This is a genomic window from Nocardia sp. NPDC057227 (genome assembly GCF_042669725.1).
Taxonomy (GTDB): Bacteria; Actinomycetota; Actinomycetes; order Mycobacteriales; family Mycobacteriaceae; genus Nocardia; species Nocardia asteroides_A.
In genome coordinates, this window is sequence record NZ_JBHUXA010000020.1 from 77,422 (window position 1) to 98,348 (window position 20,927).

The 20,927-nt window shown below is 72.9% G+C and carries 19 protein-coding genes; 14 read left to right on the forward strand and 5 right to left on the reverse strand.

Annotation, left to right across the window (positions count from 1 at the left end; genetic code table 11):
* The first annotated feature begins 24 nt into the window (after window positions 1-24).
* The 3 genes from ACFUJ1_RS24930 to ACFUJ1_RS24940 are packed head-to-tail and all read left to right on the forward strand — an operon-like array spanning window position 25 to window position 2,253.
* Window positions 25-1,269: a bifunctional 3,4-dihydroxy-2-butanone-4-phosphate synthase/GTP cyclohydrolase II gene (locus ACFUJ1_RS24930; protein ID WP_378649301.1), complete on the forward strand. Its 1,245-nt coding sequence runs from the start codon at window positions 25-27 to the stop codon at window positions 1,267-1,269.
* Between the two features lie 16 nt (window positions 1,270-1,285).
* Window positions 1,286-1,765 carry a 6,7-dimethyl-8-ribityllumazine synthase gene (gene ribH, locus ACFUJ1_RS24935; RefSeq protein ID WP_378649303.1) on the forward strand — a complete coding sequence of 160 codons (480 nt, stop codon included), beginning with the start codon at window positions 1,286-1,288 and terminating at the stop codon, window positions 1,763-1,765.
* A gap of 2 nt (window positions 1,766-1,767) precedes the next feature.
* Window positions 1,768-2,253, forward strand: coding sequence for a PH domain-containing protein (locus tag ACFUJ1_RS24940; protein ID WP_378649305.1), 486 nt, complete (start codon window positions 1,768-1,770; stop codon window positions 2,251-2,253).
* 60 nt (window positions 2,254-2,313) lie between these two features.
* Here the strand turns inward: ACFUJ1_RS24940 and ggt are convergent, their stop codons facing one another.
* The gene (gene ggt / locus ACFUJ1_RS24945; RefSeq protein WP_378649307.1) at window positions 2,314-4,257 is read right to left on the reverse strand and encodes a gamma-glutamyltransferase; all 1,944 of its coding nucleotides are present in this window, start codon (window positions 4,255-4,257) and stop codon (window positions 2,314-2,316) included.
* Between the two features lie 98 nt (window positions 4,258-4,355).
* On the opposite strand from ggt, the gene ACFUJ1_RS24950 reads away from it, so the two are divergent.
* From ACFUJ1_RS24950 to tpiA, 8 genes are all read left to right on the forward strand, one after another.
* Complete coding sequence (locus tag ACFUJ1_RS24950; protein WP_378649380.1) at window positions 4,356-5,033, forward strand: HAD family hydrolase; 678 nt, start codon at window positions 4,356-4,358, stop codon at window positions 5,031-5,033.
* A 47-nt stretch (window positions 5,034-5,080) separates the two neighbouring features.
* A complete protein-coding gene (gene uvrC, locus ACFUJ1_RS24955; protein WP_378649309.1) occupies window positions 5,081-7,180 on the forward strand; it encodes an excinuclease ABC subunit UvrC in 2,100 nt (699 codons plus the stop codon).
* A gap of 143 nt (window positions 7,181-7,323) precedes the next feature.
* Window positions 7,324-8,274, forward strand: a complete 951-nt coding sequence (gene rapZ, locus ACFUJ1_RS24960; protein ID WP_233019263.1) for an RNase adapter RapZ — start codon at window positions 7,324-7,326, stop codon at window positions 8,272-8,274.
* A complete protein-coding gene (yvcK, locus tag ACFUJ1_RS24965) occupies window positions 8,271-9,341 on the forward strand; it encodes a uridine diphosphate-N-acetylglucosamine-binding protein YvcK (RefSeq protein WP_378649311.1) in 1,071 nt (356 codons plus the stop codon). The genes rapZ and yvcK overlap by 4 nt, the downstream gene beginning before the upstream one ends.
* Complete coding sequence (whiA, locus tag ACFUJ1_RS24970; RefSeq protein WP_357024286.1) at window positions 9,332-10,315, forward strand: DNA-binding protein WhiA; 984 nt, start codon at window positions 9,332-9,334, stop codon at window positions 10,313-10,315. The genes yvcK and whiA overlap by 10 nt, the downstream gene beginning before the upstream one ends.
* 167 nt (window positions 10,316-10,482) lie before the next feature.
* The gene (gene gap, locus ACFUJ1_RS24975) at window positions 10,483-11,502 is read left to right on the forward strand and encodes a type I glyceraldehyde-3-phosphate dehydrogenase (protein WP_233019261.1); all 1,020 of its coding nucleotides are present in this window, start codon (window positions 10,483-10,485) and stop codon (window positions 11,500-11,502) included.
* A 5-nt stretch (window positions 11,503-11,507) separates the two neighbouring features.
* Window positions 11,508-12,761 (forward strand): phosphoglycerate kinase, encoded by a 1,254-nt coding sequence (locus tag ACFUJ1_RS24980; RefSeq protein ID WP_378649314.1) that lies wholly within the window; start codon window positions 11,508-11,510, stop codon window positions 12,759-12,761.
* Between the two features lies 1 nt (window position 12,762).
* Entirely contained in the window at window positions 12,763-13,548 is a 786-nt protein-coding gene (tpiA, locus tag ACFUJ1_RS24985) for a triose-phosphate isomerase (protein WP_378649316.1), read from the forward strand.
* Window positions 13,549-13,599: 51 nt separating this feature from the next.
* Here the strand turns inward: tpiA and ACFUJ1_RS24990 are convergent, their stop codons facing one another.
* Window positions 13,600-14,385 carry an META domain-containing protein gene (locus tag ACFUJ1_RS24990; RefSeq protein ID WP_378649318.1) on the reverse strand — a complete coding sequence of 262 codons (786 nt, stop codon included), beginning with the start codon at window positions 14,383-14,385 and terminating at the stop codon, window positions 13,600-13,602.
* Between the two features lie 80 nt (window positions 14,386-14,465).
* Between ACFUJ1_RS24990 and ACFUJ1_RS24995 the strand changes: the two genes are divergently transcribed.
* Together ACFUJ1_RS24995 and secG are read left to right on the forward strand one after the other, a co-directional pair.
* Window positions 14,466-16,064 carry an MFS transporter gene (locus ACFUJ1_RS24995; RefSeq protein WP_378649320.1) on the forward strand — a complete coding sequence of 533 codons (1,599 nt, stop codon included), beginning with the start codon at window positions 14,466-14,468 and terminating at the stop codon, window positions 16,062-16,064.
* 42 nt (window positions 16,065-16,106) lie between these two features.
* Entirely contained in the window at window positions 16,107-16,340 is a 234-nt protein-coding gene (gene secG / locus ACFUJ1_RS25000) for a preprotein translocase subunit SecG (RefSeq protein WP_067657074.1), read from the forward strand.
* A 6-nt stretch (window positions 16,341-16,346) separates the two neighbouring features.
* Here secG and ACFUJ1_RS25005 read toward each other — a convergent pair whose 3' ends face one another.
* Window positions 16,347-17,183: an SDR family NAD(P)-dependent oxidoreductase gene (locus tag ACFUJ1_RS25005; RefSeq protein WP_378649321.1), complete on the reverse strand. Its 837-nt coding sequence runs from the start codon at window positions 17,181-17,183 to the stop codon at window positions 16,347-16,349.
* Window positions 17,184-17,238: 55 nt separating this feature from the next.
* On the opposite strand from ACFUJ1_RS25005, the gene ACFUJ1_RS25010 reads away from it, so the two are divergent.
* The gene (locus ACFUJ1_RS25010; protein WP_378649323.1) at window positions 17,239-18,195 is read left to right on the forward strand and encodes an alpha/beta fold hydrolase; all 957 of its coding nucleotides are present in this window, start codon (window positions 17,239-17,241) and stop codon (window positions 18,193-18,195) included.
* Here ACFUJ1_RS25010 and ACFUJ1_RS25015 read toward each other — a convergent pair.
* Both ACFUJ1_RS25015 and ACFUJ1_RS25020 read right to left on the reverse strand, forming a co-directional pair.
* Window positions 18,192-18,674 carry a hypothetical protein gene (locus ACFUJ1_RS25015; protein ID WP_378649325.1) on the reverse strand — a complete coding sequence of 161 codons (483 nt, stop codon included), beginning with the start codon at window positions 18,672-18,674 and terminating at the stop codon, window positions 18,192-18,194. The genes ACFUJ1_RS25010 and ACFUJ1_RS25015 overlap by 4 nt on opposite strands.
* A 97-nt stretch (window positions 18,675-18,771) precedes the next feature.
* On the reverse strand, window positions 18,772-20,844 hold the full coding sequence (locus ACFUJ1_RS25020; RefSeq protein WP_378649382.1) for a thiamine pyrophosphate-dependent enzyme: 2,073 nt from the start codon (window positions 20,842-20,844) through the stop codon (window positions 18,772-18,774).
* Window positions 20,845-20,927: the final 83 nt, after the last annotated feature.

Here is a 20,927-nt window from a genome sequence, read left to right on the forward strand (position 1 = left end):
GCGAACACGATGGAGCGCAAAGACGTGACCAGGTTCGACACTATCGAGCGGGCTGTCGCCGACATGGCGGCGGGCAAGGCCGTCGTCGTGGTCGACGACGAGGACCGCGAGAACGAGGGTGACCTCATCTTCGCCGCGGAGAAGGCGACGCCCGAGCTGGTCGCGTTCATGATCCGCTACACCTCGGGCTATATCTGCGTCCCGCTCACCGGCGAGGACTGCGACCGCCTCGGGCTGCCGCCGATGTACGCGATGAACCAGGACAAGCACGGCACCGCCTACACCGTCTCGGTCGATGCCCGCGACGGCATCACCACCGGCATCTCCGGGGCCGACCGCGCCACCACCATCCGGCTGCTCGCCGACCCCAACGCCAAGGCCGACGACCTGACCAGGCCCGGCCACGTGGTCCCGCTGCGCGCCAAGGAGGGCGGCGTGCTGCGCCGCCCCGGGCACACCGAGGCCGCGGTCGACCTGGCCCGGATGGCCGGGCTGCGTCCGGCGGGCGTGATCTGCGAGATCGTCTCCCAGAAGGACGAGGGCCACATGGCCCGCACCGAGGAGCTGCGGGTCTTCGCCGACGACCACGACCTCGCGCTGATCTCCATCGCCGAGATGATCGCCTGGCGGCGTAGGCACGAGCAGCAGGTCGTCCGGATCGCCGAGGCGCGCATCCCGACCGCGCACGGCCAGTTCCAGGCGGTCGGCTACCAGAGCATCTACGACGAGGTCGAGCACGTCGCGCTGGTCCGCGGCGATATCGGCGACGGCGACGACGTGCTGGTGCGGGTGCACTCGGAGTGCCTCACCGGCGACGTCTTCGGCTCGCTGCGCTGCGACTGCGGCCCACAGCTGGACGCCGCGCTGGAGCTGGTGGCCACCGAGGGGCGCGGCGTCGTGCTCTACATGCGCGGCCACGAGGGCCGCGGCATCGGGCTCATGCACAAGCTGCAGGCCTACCAGCTGCAGGACTCCGGCCACGACACCGTCGACGCCAATATCGAGCTCGGGCTGCCCGCCGACGCGCGGGACTACGGCATCGGCGCGCAGATCCTGGTCGACCTCGGGGTCCGGTCCATGCGGCTGCTCACCAACAACCCGGCCAAGCGGGTCGGGCTGGACGGCTACGGCCTGACCGTGAGCGAGCGGGTGCCCATGACGGTGCGCCCGAACGCCGAGAACCTGCGGTACCTGCGCACCAAGCGCGACCGCATGGGCCACGACCTGGTCGGGCTGGACGACCTGGATCTCGGCGAGACCGCGCACTAGGAAGGACCCCCGAACAATGAGTGGCACCGGCGTACCGAGCTTCGAGCTGTCCGACTCCGCCGACCTCCGGCTCGGCATCGTGGCCTCGCGCTGGCACACGGCCATCTGCGACACCCTGGTGGCGAATGCCGAGCGGGTGGCGAAGGAGGCCGGGGTGCGGCAGGTGACGATCGTCCGCTGCGCGGGCGCGATGGAGCTGCCGGTGGTGGCGCAGGAGCTGGCCCGCACGCACGACGCGGTGGTCGCGCTCGGCGTCGTCATCCGCGGCGGCACCCCGCACTTCGAGTACGTCTGCGACGCGGTGACCGCCGGGCTCACCCGGGTCTCGCTGGACGCGGGCACCCCGGTGGCGAACGGCGTTCTCACCACGAACACCGAGGAGCAGGCGCTGGACCGCGCCGGGCTGCCCGGCTCCGCGGAGAACAAGGGCGAGCAGGCGGCCGCCGCCGCGCTCGACGCCGCGCTCACCCTGCGCGCGCTGCGCGGATCGGCGTAGCCGTGCCCGTGGTGCGGATTCGCCGCAGGGCCACGGCGGCGCCCGAGCCGGACTGGGATCTCGAGGTGCGGCCGCGAAAGGCGGTGCGCACCGCGCGGATCGTCGCGGTCGTCCTGCTGATCCTGTTCGTCATCGCGGGTACCGGCATGCGCAGTGCCTTCACCGGGGTGAACTTCCGGCTGATCGATCAGCTCGCGATGATCGCCATCGGCGTGCTCGCCGCGCTCACCGCGCTGCTGCTCACCCGGCCGCGGGTGCGGGTCGGGCCGAGCGGCGTCACGGTGCGGAACGTGCTCGGCGACAGCCGGTTCGGCTGGGAGCACGTCCGCGGCGTCTCCTTCCCGGACCGCAAGGCGTGGGCCCGCCTCGAACTCGAGCACGACGAGTACGTGCCGATGCTCGCGGTGCGCGCCAACGACGGGCAACACGCGGTGGCGGCACTCGACCGCATCCGCGAGCTGGGCGCGAAGTACACCGCCGTCGCCTGACCCCGGCGTCCCTCGCCGCGGGAACGCGGCGATCCCGCGCGCCCGCCTGCGCGGCCCGGATCAGCGGGTGTCGCCCAGGACCACGCCCTCGCGGCGCGGATCGGCGCCGCCGGTCAGCCCGTCGCCGTCCACCACGATGGCGCTGAGCCCGCTGCTCTGCGGCGCCACCGACACCTGGTGCCCGAGCTCGCGCAGCCGGATCACCAGCGGGTCGCGGTTCCCGTCGTCGGCGGCGTCGATCGCCGGGTGCTCGCCGCCGACGCCGGTACTCGGGGTGTTGCCCGCGCCGAACGACACCGCGGAGACCGCCTGCTGCGGATCGAGCCCCCAGTCCAGCAGCCCGACCAGCGTCTTCACCACGAACTGGATGATCACCGAGCCGCCGGGCGAGCCGGTGACCAGCTGCAGGTCGCCCAGCGCGCCCGACCCGCCCGAGCCGAACACCAGGGTCGGGCTCATGGAGCTGCGCGGCCGCTTGCCCGGCTCCAGCCGGTTCGCCACCGGCGCACCGTCGGTGCCGAGCGGGTCGGCGGCGAAGTCGGTGAGCTGGTTGTTCAGCAGGTAGCCGTCGACCATGTGGAACGAGCCGAACGCCGACTCCACCGTCGTCGTCATGGCGGCGGCGTTGCCGTCGCGGTCGACGACCGAGATGTGGCTGGTGCCGTGCTCGGGCGGCTGCGGCCCGGTGCCGAGCGGCACCGGCCCGAAGTCGCCCGGCTGCGCGGTGCTTATGCTGCGGCCCGGATCGATCAGCCCCGCGCGCTGCTTCAGGTACTCCGGGTTCAGCAGCGTCTGCGGCGAATTGCCCGGCAGCGGAACGAAGTCGGTGTCCGCCACGTACTTGTTGCGGTCGGCGTAGGCGAGCCGCTCGGCCTCCGAGATCAGGTGCACCGCCTCGGCGCGCGGCTTGCCGCCGTTCGCGTCGATGTTCTCCGGGCCGAGCGCCGCGAGGTCGACGTTCGACAGGATGCCGAGCGTGGCGGCCACCGCGATCCCGCCGGACGACGGCGCCGGCATGCCGCAGATCCGGTGCCCGCGGTACTCCGTGCAGAGCGGGTCGCGCTCGACCGCTGTGTACTTCGCCAGGTCCTCGGTGCTGATCAGGCTCGGGGTGCGGCCGCCGGTGCCCGCCCGCGCCGCGTCGACCAGGTTCGCCGCCAGCGCGCCGGTGTAGAAGGCGTCGGCGCCGTCGGTGGCGACGGTGTTCAGCGTCTTGCTGTAGGCGGGGTTGGTGAGCACCGTCCCCTCGCGCTTGGGCGTGCCGTCCGGCTCCAGGAAGTAGCCGCGGGCGTTCTCGTCCCTGGCCAGCTGCGGCGCCGACTCGGCGATCTGCCCGGCCAGCCTGGCACTGATCGGGAAGCCGCTGTCGGCCAGCGTGATCGCCGGGCCGAAGAGCTCGCGCCAGCCGGTGCTGCCGTGCGCGTCGTGTACCCGGTCCAGCATGCGCAGCACCCCGGGCACGCCGATCGAGCGGCCGCTGGCCCTCGCGTCCGGCGCGGGCTCGGTGCGCTCGGTGTCGCTGACCCAGCGCAGGTAGTTCTCGGTTGCCGCCGCCGGCGCCGTCTCCCTGCCGTCGTAGGCCCGCAGGGTATTGCTGGCCTTGTCGTAGTAGAGCAGGAAGGCGCCGCCGCCGATCCCGGAGGCCTGCGGCTCCACCAGCCCGAGCACCGCCTGCGCCGCGACCAGGGCGTCGGCCGCGGTGCCGCCGTCGCGCAGCACCTCGCAGGCGGCCTCGGTGGCGACCGGGTTGGCGGTCGAGACGGCGTAGGTCGAGGTCCGCACCGTGCTCATCCCGGCGCGGTAGCCGCTCGCGATCTCCGGGTTGGTGGCGATGTCGCCGCCGCCGCCCCCGGCCGGCCCCGCCGCCGGCACCGGCGTCCCGTTCGGGCCCGCCACGCAGGTGCCGCCAGCGGCGTCGTCGCCGGACGAACACCCGACGGCCAGCCCCACCGTCAGCAGCAGCGCCGCCGTGGCGCCGGACCAGGTTCCGCACACGCGCCTCATGCCCGAACTGTAACTCCGGTGGGTGCGCCCGAGCGGAATGTTCCCGTTATCGGGGAGGCCGGGTCGGTACCCTCGATCGGGTGGCGATCGAGGCGGTGATGATCGACTTCTCCGGCACGCTGTTCCGGCTGGAGGAGGACGAGTCCTGGTACGCGGACCTGGTCCGCCCGGACGGCGGGCGGTTCGCCGTGCACGAGACGGCGGAGATCATGCGCCGGATGACCGCGCCGGTCGGCCGCACCGTCGACCTGGACGAGGCGGGCAAGCACGCCTGGGCGCACCGCGACCTGGACCCGGCGCTGCACCGCGAGGCGTACCTGAAGGTGCTGCTCGCCAGCGGCGTGCCCGACACCGAGCAGGCGACCCGGCTCTACGAGCGGCTGATCGACCCGGCCGAGTGGGAGCCGTACCCCGACACCGGCGCCGCGCTCGAACTGCTCGCCGCGCGGGACATCCCGGTCGCCGTGGTCAGCAATATCGCCTTCGACCTGCGCCCCGCCTTCGCCGCGCGGGGCTGGGACCGGCTGGTGCGCGCCTTCACGCTCTCCTACGAGGTCGGCGCGGTGAAGCCGGAGCCGGCCATTTTCGAGGCCGCGCTGAAGGCGCTCGGCGCCGCCCCGGAACGCGCGCTCATGGTGGGCGACAGCGCGGAGGCCGACGGCGGCGCCACGGCGCTCGGCTGCGCCTTCGCCGAGGTGCCGCCGCTGCCGACGGCCGAGCGGCCGGAGGCCCTGCTCGGCGCGCTCGCCGCGCACGGCATCGCCGCACCGCGCTGAGGCCACGCGCGGATCGTCCTGTCGGAGGCCGTCGATAGGCTGGTTCCGTGGCAGATCCCGCGACGTACCGGCCGGCGCCGGGCACCATTCCGGTGGAACCCGGCGTCTACAAGTTCCGTGACGTCCACGGCCGGGTCGTCTACGTCGGCAAGGCCAAGAGCCTGCGCTCCCGGCTCAACTCGTACTTCGCCGACATCGCGTCGCTGCACCCGCGGACCCGGCAGATGGTCACCACCGCCGCGAGCGTGGAGTGGACCGTCGTCTCCACCGAGGTGGAGGCGCTGCAGCTGGAGTACAACTGGATCAAGGAGTTCGACCCCCGCTTCAACGTCAGGTACCGGGACGACAAGTCCTATCCGGTGCTCGCGGTGACGCTGGACGAGGAGTTCCCCCGGCTCTTCGTCTACCGCGGTGCGCGACGCAAAGGCGTCCGCTACTTCGGCCCGTACGCGCACGCCTGGGCGATCAGGGAAACGCTCGACCTGCTGCTCCGGGTCTTCCCCGCGCGCACCTGCTCGAACGGGGTCTTCAAGCGGCACAACCAGATCGGCCGCCCCTGCCTGCTCGGCTACATCGACAAGTGCTCGGCGCCCTGCGTCGGCCGGGTCACCCCCGGCCAGCACCGCGACATCGTCGACGACTTCTGTGACTTCCTCGCGGGCCGTACCGACAAGATGGTCAAGCAGCTGGAGCGCCGCATGCACGACGCCTCCGACGACCTGGACTTCGAGCTGGCCGCCCGGCTCCGCGACGACGTGCGGGCGCTGCGCCGGGCCATGGAGAAGCAGGCGGTGGTGCTCGGCACCGGCACCGACGCGGACGTGATCGCCTTCGCCACCGACGAACTCGAGGTCGCGGTGCAGATCTTCCACGTGCGCGACGGCCGGGTGCGCGGCCAGCGCGGCTGGGTGGTGGACAAGTCCGGCGACGCGGTGGACGTCGCGGGGACCGGCGGCGAGCTGGCCGCCCTCGTCGAGCAGTTCCTCACCCAGTTCTACGGCGAGGAGGCCGCCGTCGCCGGGCAGACCCCGGACGGGCAGTCCGGTTCGGCGGTGCCGCGCGAGGTGCTCGTCCCCGAGCTGCCCACCGACGTGGACGAGGTGCAGGAGTGGCTCGGCGCGCTGCGCGGTGGCCCGGTGCGGGTCAGGGTGCCGCAGCGCGGCGACAAGAAGGCGCTGGCCGAGACGGTGCGGCGGAACGCGGCCGAGGCGCTGGCCCAGCACAAGCTCAAGCGCGCGGGCGACCTCACCTCCCGCTCCGCCGCGCTGCAGGACATCCAGGACGCGCTGGAGCTCGACTCCGCGCCGCTGCGCATCGAGTGCGTCGACATCAGCCACGTGCAGGGCACCGACGTGGTGGCCTCGCTTGTGGTGTTCGAGGACGGGCTGGCGCGCAAGTCCGAGTACCGGCACTTCGCGATCAGGGAGGCCGCGGGCGACGGTCGCTCGGACGACGTCGGCAGCATCGCCGAGGTCACCCGCCGCCGCTTCCACCGGCTGCGCAAGGACCGCGAGGAGGCCGCCGCCGAACTGGACGGTGAGCCCGTGCCGGACGCCGACGCCCCGGAGCCCGTGCCGGACGCCGACGCGCCGGATCCCGCGCCCGGCTCCGGAACGACGGACCGGAACGGCCTGCCCGGCGACGAGGCGCTCACCGTGCGGCCGGGGATCGACCCGAACACCGGCAGGCCGCGCCGCTTCGCCTACCCGCCCAACCTGTACGTCGTCGACGGTGGCGCCCCGCAGGTCGCGGCCGCCGCCGAGGTGCTCGACGACCTCGGCATCACCGATGTCGCGGTGATCGGGCTGGCGAAGCGGCTGGAGGAGGTCTGGGTGCCCGGCGAGCCGGACCCGGTGATCCTGCCGCGCAACAGCGAGGCGCTGTTCCTGCTGCAGCGGGTGCGTGACGAGGCACACCGCTTCGCCATCACCTATCACCGGAGCAAGCGCTCCCGGCGGATGACGGCATCGGCGCTGGACTCGATCCGCGGCCTCGGCGACGCCAGGCGCACCGCGCTGGTCACCCATTTCGGCTCGGTGGCCAAGCTCAGGGAGGCGACGGTGGAGCAGATCACCGAGGTGCCCGGCATCGGCGTCGCCACCGCGAAGGCGGTGCTCGCGGTGCTGAACGAGCAGGACGCGCGGTGACGGCCGTGCGCGGCGGGCGGGAATGCGTGCCCGGTTTCGCGTACGTTGTCCCTGTGCCCCTGGCCGGATGCGGCCCGGGCGGATCGGAGAGGCCAAGCGAACCCGACCTCGCGCAGGTCGCGTCGGACACGAACCGGTAGGACATGACACGCGTCGACAACACCAATGCCGAGAATCCGGTGCCGCAGCGCGGCTCCGGCGCCACCCGTCCGCAGGTCGAGGTCGTGGTCGTGACCGGGCTCTCCGGCGCGGGCCGCGGCACCGCGGCCCGGGTCCTGGAGGACCTGGGCTGGTACGTCACCGACAACCTGCCGCCCGAGCTGATCGGCCGGATGGTCGAGCTCGGGGCCTCAGCCGAGCCGCCGATCCGCAAGCTGGCGCTGGTGATGGATGTGCGCAGCCGGTTCTTCACCGGTGACCTCGGCGTCGTCACCGAGCCGCTGCACGCGCTCGGCGTCCCCACCGGCGTGCTCTTCCTGGAGGCGTCGGACGACGTCCTGATCCGCCGGTTCGGCTTCGCCAGGCGCAGGCACCCGCTGCAGAGCGAGAGCGCCGACGGCACGCTCTCGGCGGGCATCGCCGCCGAGCGGCTCCGGCTGGCCGGCGTGCGCGACGCCGCCGACCTGGTCATCGACACCACCGAGCTCTCCATCCACCAGCTGCACCGCAAGCTGGAGGAGGCGTACGGCGGAGGCACGCCGGCCGCGCTGCAGCTCACGGTGCAGTCCTTCGGCTTCAAACACGGCGTCCCGCTCGACGCCGACATGGTGCTCGACGTGCGCTTCCTGCCGAATCCGCACTGGATTCCCGAGCTGCGCGAGCACACCGGCCAGGAGCGGATGGTGCGCGACTACGTGCTCGGGCGGCCGGGCGCGGACGACTACCTGCGCACCTGCCACCACCTGGTGAACCTCACCGCGAACGGCTACCGCCAGGAGGGGAAGCGATACATGACGGTCGCAGTCGGCTGCACCGGAGGCAGGCATCGGAGCGTGGCGATCGCGGAGGCGCTCGCCGCGCTGACCAGCAGCGCGGAGGAGTCCGGCGCGGTCGACACGGTGCGCGTGGTCCATCGGGATCTGGGGCGCGAGTGACGGCGGGCGGCGATCCGGGGGGCGGCCGAGCCCCCGATGACCTCGCGGTGGCCGCGCTCGGCGGCGGGCACGGCCTGTTCGCGACGCTCTCCGCGGTGCGCAGGCTGACCGAGCGGGTGACCGCGGTGGTCACCGTCGCCGACGACGGCGGCTCCTCCGGCAGGCTGCGTTCCGAGCTCGGCATGCTGCCCCCCGGCGACCTGCGGATGGCGCTGGCCGCGCTCGCCGCGGACGCGGGCGGCACGCTGACCAGGGTGGTGCAGCACCGCTTCGGCGGCACCGGCGCGCTGGCCGGGCACTCGGTCGGCAACCTGATCCTGGCCGGGCTCACCGAGGTGCTCGGCGACCCGGTGGCCGCGCTGGACGAGGCGGCCCGGCTGCTCGGCGTCGTCGGCCGGGTGCTGCCGATGGCGCCGATCGCGCTGGACATCGAGGCCGACGTCTCCGGCCTGGAGGCCGACCCGCGGGTCAGCCGCTGCATCCGCGGCCAGGTCGCGGTGGCCACCACCCCCGGCACGGTGCGCCGGGTGCGGCTCATCCCCTCCGACCCGCCCGCCGCGCCCGCCGCCGTCTCGGCCGTCGAACACGCCGACGTCGTTGTGCTCGGCCCCGGCTCCTGGTTCACCAGCGTCATCCCGCACGTGCTGGTCCCGCAGCTGCACGAGGCGCTGCTGCACACCAGGGCGCGCAAGGTGCTCGTGCTCAACCTCGCCGCCGAGCCGGGCGAGACGGCCGGCTTCTCCGCCGAGCGCCACCTGCACGTATTGTCGCAGCACGCACCGGATTTCGGGGTCGACGACATCCTCGTCGACTCCGGCTCGGTCCCGGAGGGGCGCGAGCGCGAACACCTGGCCAGGGCCGCCGGGCAATTGCGCGCCCGGGTAACCTTCTCCGATGTCGCCGAGGCGGGGACCGACCGGCATCACCCCGGAAAGCTCGCCGCCGCACTGGATCAACTGATCAGGCAACCTCGGTCGCAACTGGCAGGGCTTCGAGTCGAGGGACGGCACATGGGCGCGGATGTGCGAACCGGGTTGGGTGGAAAGGAGCGCGTCTCGTGGCGATGACAGCCGAGGTGAAGGACGAGCTGAGCCGGCTCAGCGTGGCGCAGGTGAGTGCGAGGAAGGCGGAGCTCTCGGCGCTGCTCCGGTTCGCGGGCGGGCTGCACATCGTCGGCGGCCGGGTGATCGTCGAGGCCGAGGTCGACATGGGCTCGATCGCGCGCAGGCTGCGCCGGGAGATCTTCGAGCTGTACGGCTACGGCTCCGATGTGCACGTCCTCGGCGCGGGCGGGCTGCGCAAGACCAGCCGCTACGTGGTCCGGGTCTCCAAGGAGGGCGAGGCGCTGGCCAGGCAGACCGGGCTGCTCGACGTGCGCGGCCGCCCGGTGCGCGGGCTGCCCGCCCAGGTGGTCGGCGGCAGCATCGGGGACGCGGAGGCCGCCTGGCGCGGGGCGTTCCTGGCGCACGGTTCGCTCACCGAGCCGGGGCGCTCGTCGGCGCTGGAGGTCAGCTGCCCGGGGCCGGAGGCGGCGCTGGCGCTGGTCGGCGCCGCGCGGCGGCTCGGCATCGCGGCCAAGGCCCGCGAGGTGCGTGGCACCGACCGGGTGGTCGTCCGCGACGGCGAGGCGATCGGCGCGCTGCTCACCAGGATGGGCGCGCAGGACACCAGGCTCACCTGGGAGGAGCGCCGGATGCGGCGCGAGGTGCGGGCCACTGCCAACCGGCTGGCCAACTTCGACGACGCCAACCTGCGCCGCTCGGCGCGCGCCGCGGTGGCCGCGGCGGCCAGGGTGGAGCGGGCGCTGGAGATCCTCGCCGACGAGGTGCCCGACCATCTCGCCGCGGCCGGGAAACTCCGGGTGCAGCACCGCCAGGCGTCGCTGGAGGAGCTCGGCCAGCTCGCCGAGCCGCCGATGACCAAGGACGCGGTGGCCGGCCGGATTCGCCGGCTGCTCTCGATGGCGGACCGGCGGGCCAAGGAGCTGGGCATCCCGGACACCGAGTCGGCGGTCACGGCGGAGCTGCTGGACGACGCGTGACCGCCACCGGTCAGGTGCCCGCGGTCGGTTTCGGCCGCGGCTCGTGGTCGCGGGGGGATAATGCGTAACCTGCGCACCGTGGCCAGGTGCATGTCGGTGAGATAACGGCCGGGCACTAGGGTGAGTAGGGCATCGGAGTATCCGCCTGAAAGCTGAGGAGCGATAACGTGACTGTCCGGGTAGGCATCAACGGCTTCGGCCGTATCGGACGTAACTTCTTCCGTGCGGTGGAGGCGCAGAAGGCGCTCGGTACCACCGACATCGAGATCGTCGCGGTCAACGACCTCACCGACAACGCGACCCTGGCCACGCTGCTGAAGTACGACTCGATCCTCGGCAGGCTGCCGAAGGACGTCTCGCTCGACGGCGAGGACACCATCGTCGTCGGTGACCAGCGGATCAAGGCGCTCGCGATCAAGGAGGGCCCGGCGGCGCTGCCGTGGGGCGACCTCGGCGTGGACGTGGTGGTCGAGTCCACCGGCATCTTCACCGATGCCACCAAGGCGAAGGGCCACCTGGCGGCGGGCGCCAAGAAGGTCATCATCTCGGCCCCGGCCAAGGGCGAGGACATCACCATCGTGCTCGGCGTCAACGACGACAAGTACGACGGCAGCCAGAACATCATCTCCAACGCCTCCTGCACCACCAACTGCCTCGGCCCGCTGGCCAAGGTGCTGCACGACGAGTTCGGCATCGTCAAGGGCCTGATGACCACCATCCACGCCTACACGCAGGACCAGAACCTGCAGGACGCGCCGCACAGCGACCTGCGCCGCGCCCGCGCCGCCGCGCTGAACATCGTGCCCACCGGCACCGGCGCCGCGAAGGCCATCGGCCTGGTCCTCCCCGAGCTGCAGGGCAAGCTGGACGGCTACGCGCTGCGCGTCCCGGTCCCGACCGGCTCGGTCACCGACCTGACCGCCCAGCTGGCCAAGCCCGCCTCGGTGGACGAGGTCAACGCCGCGCTGAAGGAAGCCGCCGAGGGCAGGCTGAAGGGCATTCTGAAGTACAACACCGACCCGATCGTCTCCAGCGACATCGTCACCGACCCGCACTCGTCGATCTTCGACGCGCCGCTCACCAAGGCCATCGACGACCAGATCAAGGTCGTCTCCTGGTACGACAACGAGTGGGGCTACTCCAACCGCCTCGCCGACCTCATCGGCCTCGTCGGCAAGTCGCTCTGACCCGCATGGCTGTCAGGACACTGCAGGACCTCCTCGCCGACGGCGTCGAGGGCAGGGGCGTGCTGGTGCGCTCCGACCTCAACGTGCCGCTCGGCGCGGACGGGCAGATCACCGATCCCGGCCGGATCACCGCCTCCGTGCCGACGCTGAAGGCGCTGGTCGAGGCCGGCGCCAAGGTCGTCGTCACCGCGCACCTCGGCCGGCCGAAGGGCGAGCCCGACCCGGCGCTCTCGCTGGCGCCGGTCGCCGCGAAGCTCGCCGAGGAGCTGGGCCGCAACGTCCAGCTCGCCGGTGACGTCGTCGGCCAGGACGCGCTGGCGCGCTCCGAGGGGCTCACCGACGGCGACGTGCTGCTGCTGGAGAACATCCGCTTCGACAAGCGCGAGACCAGCAAGGACGCCGCCGAGCGCGGCAGGCTGGCCGCCGCGCTGGTCGAGCTGGTCGGCGAGGACGGCGCGTTCGTCTCCGACGGCTTCGGCGTCGTGCACCGCGAGCAGGCGTCGGTCTACGACGTGGCCAAGCTGCTTCCGCACTACGCGGGCACCCTGGTCGCCGCCGAGGTCGAGGTGCTGCGCAAGCTCACCGGCGAGGGCTCCGACGACGGCGCCGACCGCCCCTACGCGGTGGTGCTCGGCGGCTCCAAGGTCTCGGACAAGCTGGCCGTGATCGAGGCGCTCGCCCCCAAGGTGGACACCCTGGTCATCGGCGGCGGCATGTGCTTCACCTTCCTCGCCGCGCAGGGCTTCCCGGTCGGCTCCTCGCTGCTGCAGGAGGAGATGATCGAGACCTGCAGGGAGCTGCTCGATCGGTACGCCGACGTGATCCACCTGCCGCGCGACATCGTGGTGGCGGACCGCTTCGCGGCCGACGCCGAGACGAAGGTCGTTCCGGCGGAGCAGATCCCGGACGGCTGGAGCGGCCTCGATATCGGCCCCGAGTCGGCGCGGCGCTTCGCGGCGCTGCTCACCGAGGCGCGGACGATCTTCTGGAACGGCCCGATGGGCGTGTTCGAGTTCGAGGCGTTCGAGGCGGGCACCCGCGGCGTCGCCGAGGCGATCCGCACCGCCACCGGCAAGGGCGCCTTCACCGTCGTCGGCGGCGGCGACTCGGCCGCGGCCGTGCGCGCGCTCGGGCTGCCCGAGGACGGCTTCTCGCACATCTCCACCGGCGGCGGGGCCTCGCTGGAGTACCTGGAGGGCAAGGAACTCCCCGGTATCTCCGTGCTCGACGATGGCCCGGCGCTCGACGGGGAGGCGTGACATGGCGCGCAAACCGCTGATCGCGGGCAACTGGAAGATGAACCTCAACCACCTCGAGGCCATCGGCCTGGTGCAGAAGATCGCCTTCGCCCTCCCGGAGAAGTACTTCGACCGGGTGGACGTGGCGGTCATCCCGCCGTTCACCGACATCCGCAGCGTGCAGAACCTGGTCGAGGGCGACAAGCTGCTCGTCACCTACGGCGCCCAGGACGTGTCGACGCACGACTCGGGCGCCTACACCGGCGAGATCAGCGGTGCCATGCTCGCCAAGCTGGGCTGCAAGTACGCGGTGGTCGGGCACTCGGAGCGGCGGCAGTACCACAGCGAGGACGACGCCACCGTGCTCGCCAAGGCCAAGCAGGCGCTGAAGCACGGGATCACCCCGATCGTCTGCATCGGCGAGGGGCTCGGCGTGCGCGAGGCGCAGACCCACGTCGAGTACAACCTGGAGCAGCTGCGCGGCTCGCTGAAGGGGCTGACGGCCGAGGAGATCGCGCGGGTGGTGATCGCCTACGAACCGGTGTGGGCCATCGGCACCGGTAAGGTCGCCACCCCGGCCGACGCGCAGGAGGTGTGCGGCGCCATCCGCACCGAGCTGAACACCCTGGCCTCGCCGGAGGTCGCCGGGCAGGTGCGCATCCTGTACGGCGGCTCGGTGAACGCCAAGAACGTCGGCGAGCTGGTCTCGCAGCCCGACGTGGACGGCGCGCTCGTGGGCGGTGCCTCGCTCAAGGGCGACGAGTTCGCCCAGCTCTCGGCGATCGCCGCGGGCGGTCCGCTGCTCTGAGCGGAGGTTCGTGCGGCCCGGTTCGCCTCGGCGGACCGGGCCGTCGCGCGTCTAGGTGGCGCGCAGGGTGAGCCCGCTGCCGTTGTCGTTGCGCAGGGTGAGCAGGTCGGCGTCGGCGCTGAGCGTGACGTGGCCGTCGAGGGCGCGCAGCACCGACTGCTCGATCTCCATCACCGCGGGCGGGCAGAGCATCCTGGTGGTCGCCACCCGGAAGGTGGCCGAGCCCGCGCCCACCTCCGCGGTGCCGGTGAGCTGGTTGCAGCCCGCCGAGCCGGTGACCGCGCCGTCCTGCGCGATGCGCAGGGTCGGGGCGGCCTGGTCGATCGCCTCCGCGCGGATCCGCGACTCCGGGGTGAGCAGCTCGGTCACCGTCCAGACGGTGTCGCGCACCGGCCGGTCCGGCTGCGCGATCTTCTTGTCCAGCAGCTCGACGGTCTGGCCCTCGGCGCGCAGGATCAGCGTGCCGTCGGTGAGCTGCCAGGTCGGGGTGGCGTTCAGCAGTCGCGCCACCCACTGGTCGGCGTCGGCGCGGTCGCCGGGGCAGCCCATGAGCGTGCCGGCGAGTTCGCCCACCCGCAGCACGTCGCCGTCGAAGGTCACCGGGCCGGTGGTGGTGTTGCACCCGGCGTTCGCCGAGACGCGGCCGTCGGCGAACCGCAGCGTCAGCGGACCACCGCCGGGGATCGGGGTGCCGTCGACGGTGGTGGACAGGAAGGTGCGGCCCATCGGCGTGTTGTCGGGGGAGGGGGAGTCGGAGCCGCCGTCGTCGGCACAGGCGACGGCCGCACACAGGGCGAACAGCACAACCGCGCCGAAACGCAGCAAGGTGGCCGGCATGCGGGTGATTGTCGCACGGTGCTGATCTCTGCAGCCGTCGGCGGGGTGTGGACCGCGCGTTGCTGGTTATTGTCGTCCCAGTGACTACCGCCGATGCCACCGCTCCGGTGTCCACCTGGGCACCGCTGCGCTCCCCGCTGTACCGCGCGCTGTGGATCGCGCAGCTGGTGTCGAATCTGGGCACCTGGATGCAGACGGTGGGCGCCCAGTGGCTGCTGGTCTCCGAGCCGAACGCGGCCACCCTGGTCGCGCTGGTGCAGACCGCGATCACGCTGCCGGTGATGCTGCTCTCCATCCCCTCCGGCGTCCTGGCCGACCTACTGGACCGGCGCAACCTGCTGCTGGCGGCGCAGTCGGCGATGGCGCTGCTCGCCGCGGTGCTCGCCGTCGCCACCGCGACCGGCCACACCAGCCCTGGCGTGCTGCTCACCCTGCTCTTCCTGCTCGGCTGCGGCCAGGCCATGACGGCGCCCGCCTGGCAGGCGATCCAGCCGGAGCTGGTGCCGCGCGAGCAGATCCCGTCGGCGGCGGCGCTGGGCAGCATGAGCGTGAACATCGGCCGCGCGGTCGGCCCCGCGGTGGCGGGCGTGCTGGTCGCCGCCTCCGGCCCGACCCTGGTGTTCGCGCTGAACGCCGCCTCCTTCATCGGCATCGTCGGCGTGCTCTTCCTGTGGCGCCGCCCGCGCCCCGACCGGCAGCTGCCGAGCGAGCGCCCGCTGGCCGCGCTGCACGCGGGCACCCGCTTCATCCGCGCCGCCCCCGCGATCCGCCGCGTGCTCATGCGCTCGCTGCTCTTCGTCGCCCCGGCCAGCGCGCTCTGGGCGCTGCTCCCGATCGTGGCGGCGGACCAGCTCGGGCTCACCTCCTCCGGCTACGGCCTGATGCTCGGCGCGCTCGGGCTGGGCGCGGTCGCAGGCGCGGTCGGGCTGGGCAGGCTGCGCCGCTGGCTCGACCCGACCGCCCGGCTCGCGGTCGCCGCCGTGCTGTTCGGGATCGCGACGGCCGGGGTCGCGGTGCTCCCGGTGCTCTGGCCGATCCTGGTGCTGCTGGTCTTCGGCGGCCTGGCCTGGCTGCTCGCCATGTCCACCCTGAACGCCACCATGCAGCTGCTGCTCCCGGCCTGGGTGCGGGCCCGCGGGCTCGCCGTCTACATGCTGGTGTTCATGGGCGGGCAGGCCATCGGCTCGCTGGTGTGGGGGCTGATCGCCGGGGCGATCGGCGTGGTCGCGACGCTGCTGGTAGTCGCGGCGCTGCTCGGGCTGTGCGCGATCAGCACGCTGTGGCTGCCGATCCGGCACGACCCCGAGGCGCTCGACCTCACCCCGGCCAGCTTCTGGCCGGAGCCGCAGCTGGTGGTCGAGCCGGAGCCGGAGGACGGCCCGGTCCTGGTGCTGAGCAGCTACGACGTCGACCCCGCCGACCTGGACGACTTCCTCGCCGCGATGGCCTTCGTCGGCCGCTCCCGGCAGCGCACCGGTGCCATGGAGTGGCGGCTCTACCGCGACGTCGGCGTGCTCGACCGCTACGTGGAGGCGTTCGTGGTGCGCTCCTGGGCCGAGCACATGCACCAGCACCAGGTCCGGCTGACCGCGCAGGACCGGCTGCGCGAGCGCGAGGTCAGGCGCTTCGCGACCGGCGACGAACAGATCACCCACCTGGTCGCGGTCGAGCCACGCTGACCCGGTGCGGAGCATGCCGCACGCTCCCATAGACTGACGGGCATGCGGATGTTCCTGGATATCCTCCTGATCGTCACCAGCGTGCTGCTGGTGCTGCTGGTGCTGCTGCACCGCGCCAAGGGTGGAGGCCTGTCCAGCCTGTTCGGTGGCGGCATGCAGTCGAGTCTCTCCGGCTCGACCGTCGCCGAGAAGAACCTCGACCGCATCACCATCTTCACCGGGATCATCTGGCTCATCGCCATTCTCGGCATCGGCCTGGAGATCAAGTTCTCCTGACCGCGCTCACCCGGTGCGCGGCACCCGCCCGTCCACGTCGGTGAAGCCGTAGCGGTCGGCCAGATCGGCCACCCGCCACGCCTTTCCGGTGAGTTCGTCGCGCGCCGGGTCCTTCGCCAGCGCGGCGACGGCGCGGCCCGCGAAGCGTGGCGTCTCCGCCTCCGCCAGATCCACCGTCGCCTCGCCGGGCAGCGTCACCAGCCGCCTGCCGTGCTCGTCGGCCGGAATCAGCTGCAGCAGTTCGGTGTCGACGATGCCCGGCCACAGCGACACCACCGTCACCCCGGTGCCGGTGAGGTCGTGCGCCAGGTCGGCGGTGAGCCGGTCCACCGCCGTCTTGCCGACCCCGTAGACGGCGTTGTGCAGGTACCGGATCGAGCCGGGCGAGGAGATCTGCGCGATCAGCCCGCGCGCGGCCCGCAGCAGGTCGGCGGCGTAGTGCGCGGCCGCGTAGTGCGAGCGCACCCCGACGTCGAAGGTCTCGTCCCAGGCCGCGGGCGGCACCTCCCAGAACGGCTTGCCCAGGTGCCTGGCCGCGGCTGGGGAGTTGTAGACATTGTTGACCAGCACGTCGAGCCTGCCGTGCGCGGCGCGGACCCGCTCGAAGAGCCCGGCCACCGCCTCGTCGTCCCGGTGGTCGCAGACCACCGGGACCCCGGTGCCGCCCAGTGCGTCGATCTCGGCCGCGGTCTCCGCCAGCGTGCCCGGCAACCTGCCCCTGCCGCCGCCGCGCCCGGTCAGGTAGACGGTCGCGCCCGCCGCGCCGAGCTCCAGTGCCACGCCCTTGCCGATGCCACGGCTCGCGCCGGTGACCACTGCGATGAAGTCGGGTGTTCCGCTCATGGTTGCAGCACACTACCGTCGAATGAGAACACGTTCTAGTAGAGGGGAGTGGGCGTTGGCGCTCACCCGACGGGAGTTCACGGCAGGCGAGGTCACCATGCGGGTCACCGAGGCGGGCTCCGGCCCGCCGGTGATCTTCTGCCACGGCTTCCCGCACACCGGCTACATCTGGCACCGGCAGCTGAGCGCGCTGGCGGCGGCCGGCTACCACGCGCTCGCCCCCGACCTGCGCGGCGCGGGCGGCACCCCGTGCCCGCCGTCCGGCTGCGCGAACCGCGAGGTGATCGGGGACCTGCTGGCGCTGCTGGACGACATCGGCGCCGAGCGCGCGGTCTTCGCCGGCCTCGATTTCGGCGCCGCGCTGGTCTGGGAGCTGGCCTGGCGGGCGCCGGAGCGGATCAGCGGCCTGATCGTGCTGAACAACGTCTTCCAGCCCCGGCCGCCGAAGCCGCCGAGCGAACTCTGGGCGCGGGCCGCCCGCAAGCACTTCCTGCACCTGGACTACTTCCAGCGCGAGGGCCCCGCCGACGCCGAGCTGAACAGCGCACCCCGCGACTTCCTCGCCCGGGTGTACTTCGCGCTGAGCGCCGACTACCACTACTTCGACACCTGGCGCTTCCCGCCGGAGAACACCGGCTACCTGGACGTCCTGCCCGCGGCGCCGCCGCTGCCCTGGAGCTGGCTCGCCACCGAGGAGCTGGACACGCTGGCCGCCGAGTTCACCCGCACCGGCTTCACCGGCGGGCTCGGCTGGTACCGCGCGCTGGACCGGAACTGGGCGCTCACCGAGGAGTTCGCCGGGAGGCCGGTCACCGTGCCCACCTATTTCCTCTACGGGGACCGGGACCCGGATATCGAGGGGTTCAGCGGGCGTGACCCGTTCGGCACCATGCGCGAGCACGTGCCGGGGCTGCGCCGGATGGACGAGGTCACCGGGGCCGGGCACCTGGTGCAGCTGGAGCGCACCGACGAGGTGAACGCGCTGCTACTGCGCTACCTGGCCGAGCTCTAGCGGTACTCGTCGGCGAGCGCGGCGTACGGCTCCCAGCGCGGGAGCTCGCGCTCCTCCAGGTGCGCGCGGAGCCGGTCCAGCAGGAACTGCCAGCGCGGGCCGAGCTCGCGCGCCTCCTGCTGCCCCACGTGCCTGCGGCTCAGCTCGACGGTGGTGACCACGCCGACGTGCCGCAGCCTGACCTCCAGCGCGCTGCCGTCGAGCAGCACGGTCAGCGCGTGCGGCGCCTCGCGGTGCTCGACCCGGACCGCGATCGGGCCGTCGACCGGGCCGTCGAACGGGGTCAGCTGCCCGTCCTCGACGCTGCCGAGCCAGGCCGCGACCCGCTGCGGCTCGGTGATGGCCGCCCAGACGGTGAGCACCGGCTGCGCGAACGAGCGCTGGTAGTGCAGCTCCACCAGGTCGCGCGCGGGGACGCCGTGCTCGGGCCGGACCTCGCCGAGTACCGAGTTCGCGGTGTCTGCCGATGCGGTTGCCATGTCGGGGTCCCTTTCGCCGGTCGTGGAGTTCCCCCAACTGTATTGCCGGGAGGTCGCCGCCGAATCGCATTCCGGGTTGTCGATCACGGCGCGTCGCCTATCGGCGCAGCAGGTCGCGTGCCGCGCGCTCGATCGTCTCCTCGTCCAGCAGGACGTGCGCGGCGGCGGGGCCGAGCGGGACGAAGCTGTCGGCGCTGGTGACCCGCGCCATCCGGCCGTCGAAGCCGGCGTCGACCAGCGCGGTGAGCACCGACTCTGAGACACCGCCGCTGCGCCTGGTCTCGTCGGCGACCAGTACCAGGCCGGTGGCGCGGGCGGCGCGCAGCAGGTCGGCTTCCGGGAGCGGGGTGAGCCAGCGCAGGTCGAGCACCCGGGTGGTGATGCCATCGGCGGCGAGGCGGCGGGCGACCCGCAGGCACATCGGGACGGTGTTGGCGAAGCAGACCAGGGTGAGGTCGGTTCCCGCGCCGTACTCGCGGGCGCTGCCGATCGGCGCGTGCTCGGTGCCCGGCGTGCTCACCCAGCCCTCGTCGCCGGATTCGTGCAGGTCACGGGTGTGGTAGAGCGCGATGGGCTCGAGGAAGACGCAGACGCGGCCGTCCACGCGGGCCGCTGCCAGGCAGGTGCGCAGGAGCGCGGCGGCGTCGTCGGCGCGGGCGGGGGAGGCGAGGACAAGTCCGGGGATGTCGCGCAGCGCGGCCACCGCGTTGTCGTTGTGGAAGTGGCCGCCGAAACCCTTCTGGTAGCCGTAGCCGGCGATCCGCACGACCATTCCGTTGCGGTAGCGGCCCCGCGAGAAGAACGGGAGGGTGGCGGCCTCGCCGCGCAGCTGGTCGATGGCGTTGTGCAGGTAGGCCAGGTACTGGATCTCCGGGACCGGGAGGAAACCGGCCAGGGCAGCGCCGAGTGCGGTGCCGAGGATGCTCTGCTCGTCCAGCAGGGTGTCGAAGACGCGGCGCGGGCCGAAGCGGGTGCGCAGGTTCTTGGTGACGCCGTAGACGCCGCCCTTGCGAGCGACGTCCTCGCCGAACACCAGGACGGTGGGGTCGGTGGCGAGTGCATCGGCGAGGGTGTGGTTGATCGCTGCCGCGAGGGTGCGTGGCTGCCCGGCCCGGGCCGGGGTCTCGCCCGGCGGAGCCGCGGCGGGCGGACGGTGCGGCCGCTCGACGGCCGCGCGTACACGATCCGGGCGGGCCGGGGCGAGCGGGGTCATGACCTCGGCCGCCGAGGTCAGCCCCGGTTCGGTGAGGACGGCGGTGGTCGCTTCGGTGACGGCGGCGTGGACGCGGTCGTGCAGGGCGAGGACGTCGACGCCGCGGGCGGCAAGGAGGCGGGCGGTGGCGAGGAGCGGGTCGCGGGCGGCGTCGGCGGCGAGCTCGGCGGGGGCGCGGTAGGCGGACTCCACGTCGGAGCCGGCGTGGCCGAGCAGCCGCGTCGTGCGCAGCCGGAGGAAGGCGGGTGCGCGGTGCGCACGCACCCAGTCGGTGGCGGCGCGCGCGGTGGCGAGGGTGCCGGGGAGGTCGGTGCCGTCGGCTTCGAACCAGCGCAGGCCGGGGCGGGTGCCATAGGCGGTGCTGATCCAGTCGGGCGGGGTGGGCACGCTGAGGCCGATGCCGTTGTCCTCGCAGACGAAGAGGATCGGCATGGGGATGCCCTGGTGGGCGGTGTGGATCGCGGTGTTGATCGCGCCGGTCGCGGTGGAGTGGTTGGCGGAGGCGTCGCCGAAGGTGCACAGGACCACCGAGTCGGTGGGCCACTCGGGTCGCGCGCCAGGGCGGTTCAGGGCGAAGGCGAGGCCGACCGCTCGTGGCAGGTGCGAGGCGATGGTCGAGGTCTGCGGGATGATCGCGGCCTCGGCTCGGCCGAAGACCTTGTGCCTGCCGCCTGCCATCGGCTCCGATCGCGCCGCCACCACGCCGAGCAGGACATCCCGGATCGGGTCCAGACCCGGCACCTTCCGGCAGCGGTGCACGTAGAACGCTCCCGACCGGTAGTGCAGCAGCGCCGGATCGGTCGTCCTCGTCGCCTCCGCCAGCGCCGCATTCCCCTCGTGCCCCGCCGACCCGATGCTGTAGTACCCCCGCTTCGCTGCCCCCAGCTCCCGGGCCGCGAAGTCGAGCTGCCTGCTCGTCACCTGTGACTCGAACAGCCCCGTGAGCACCCCGCCCATCGCGGCGCTTTCATCCGGCGGGTGTGGGTGCGCAGCACCCACTTCCCTCACCACCCCGGTGAGTTCGCCGCGGAGCCGGTCGG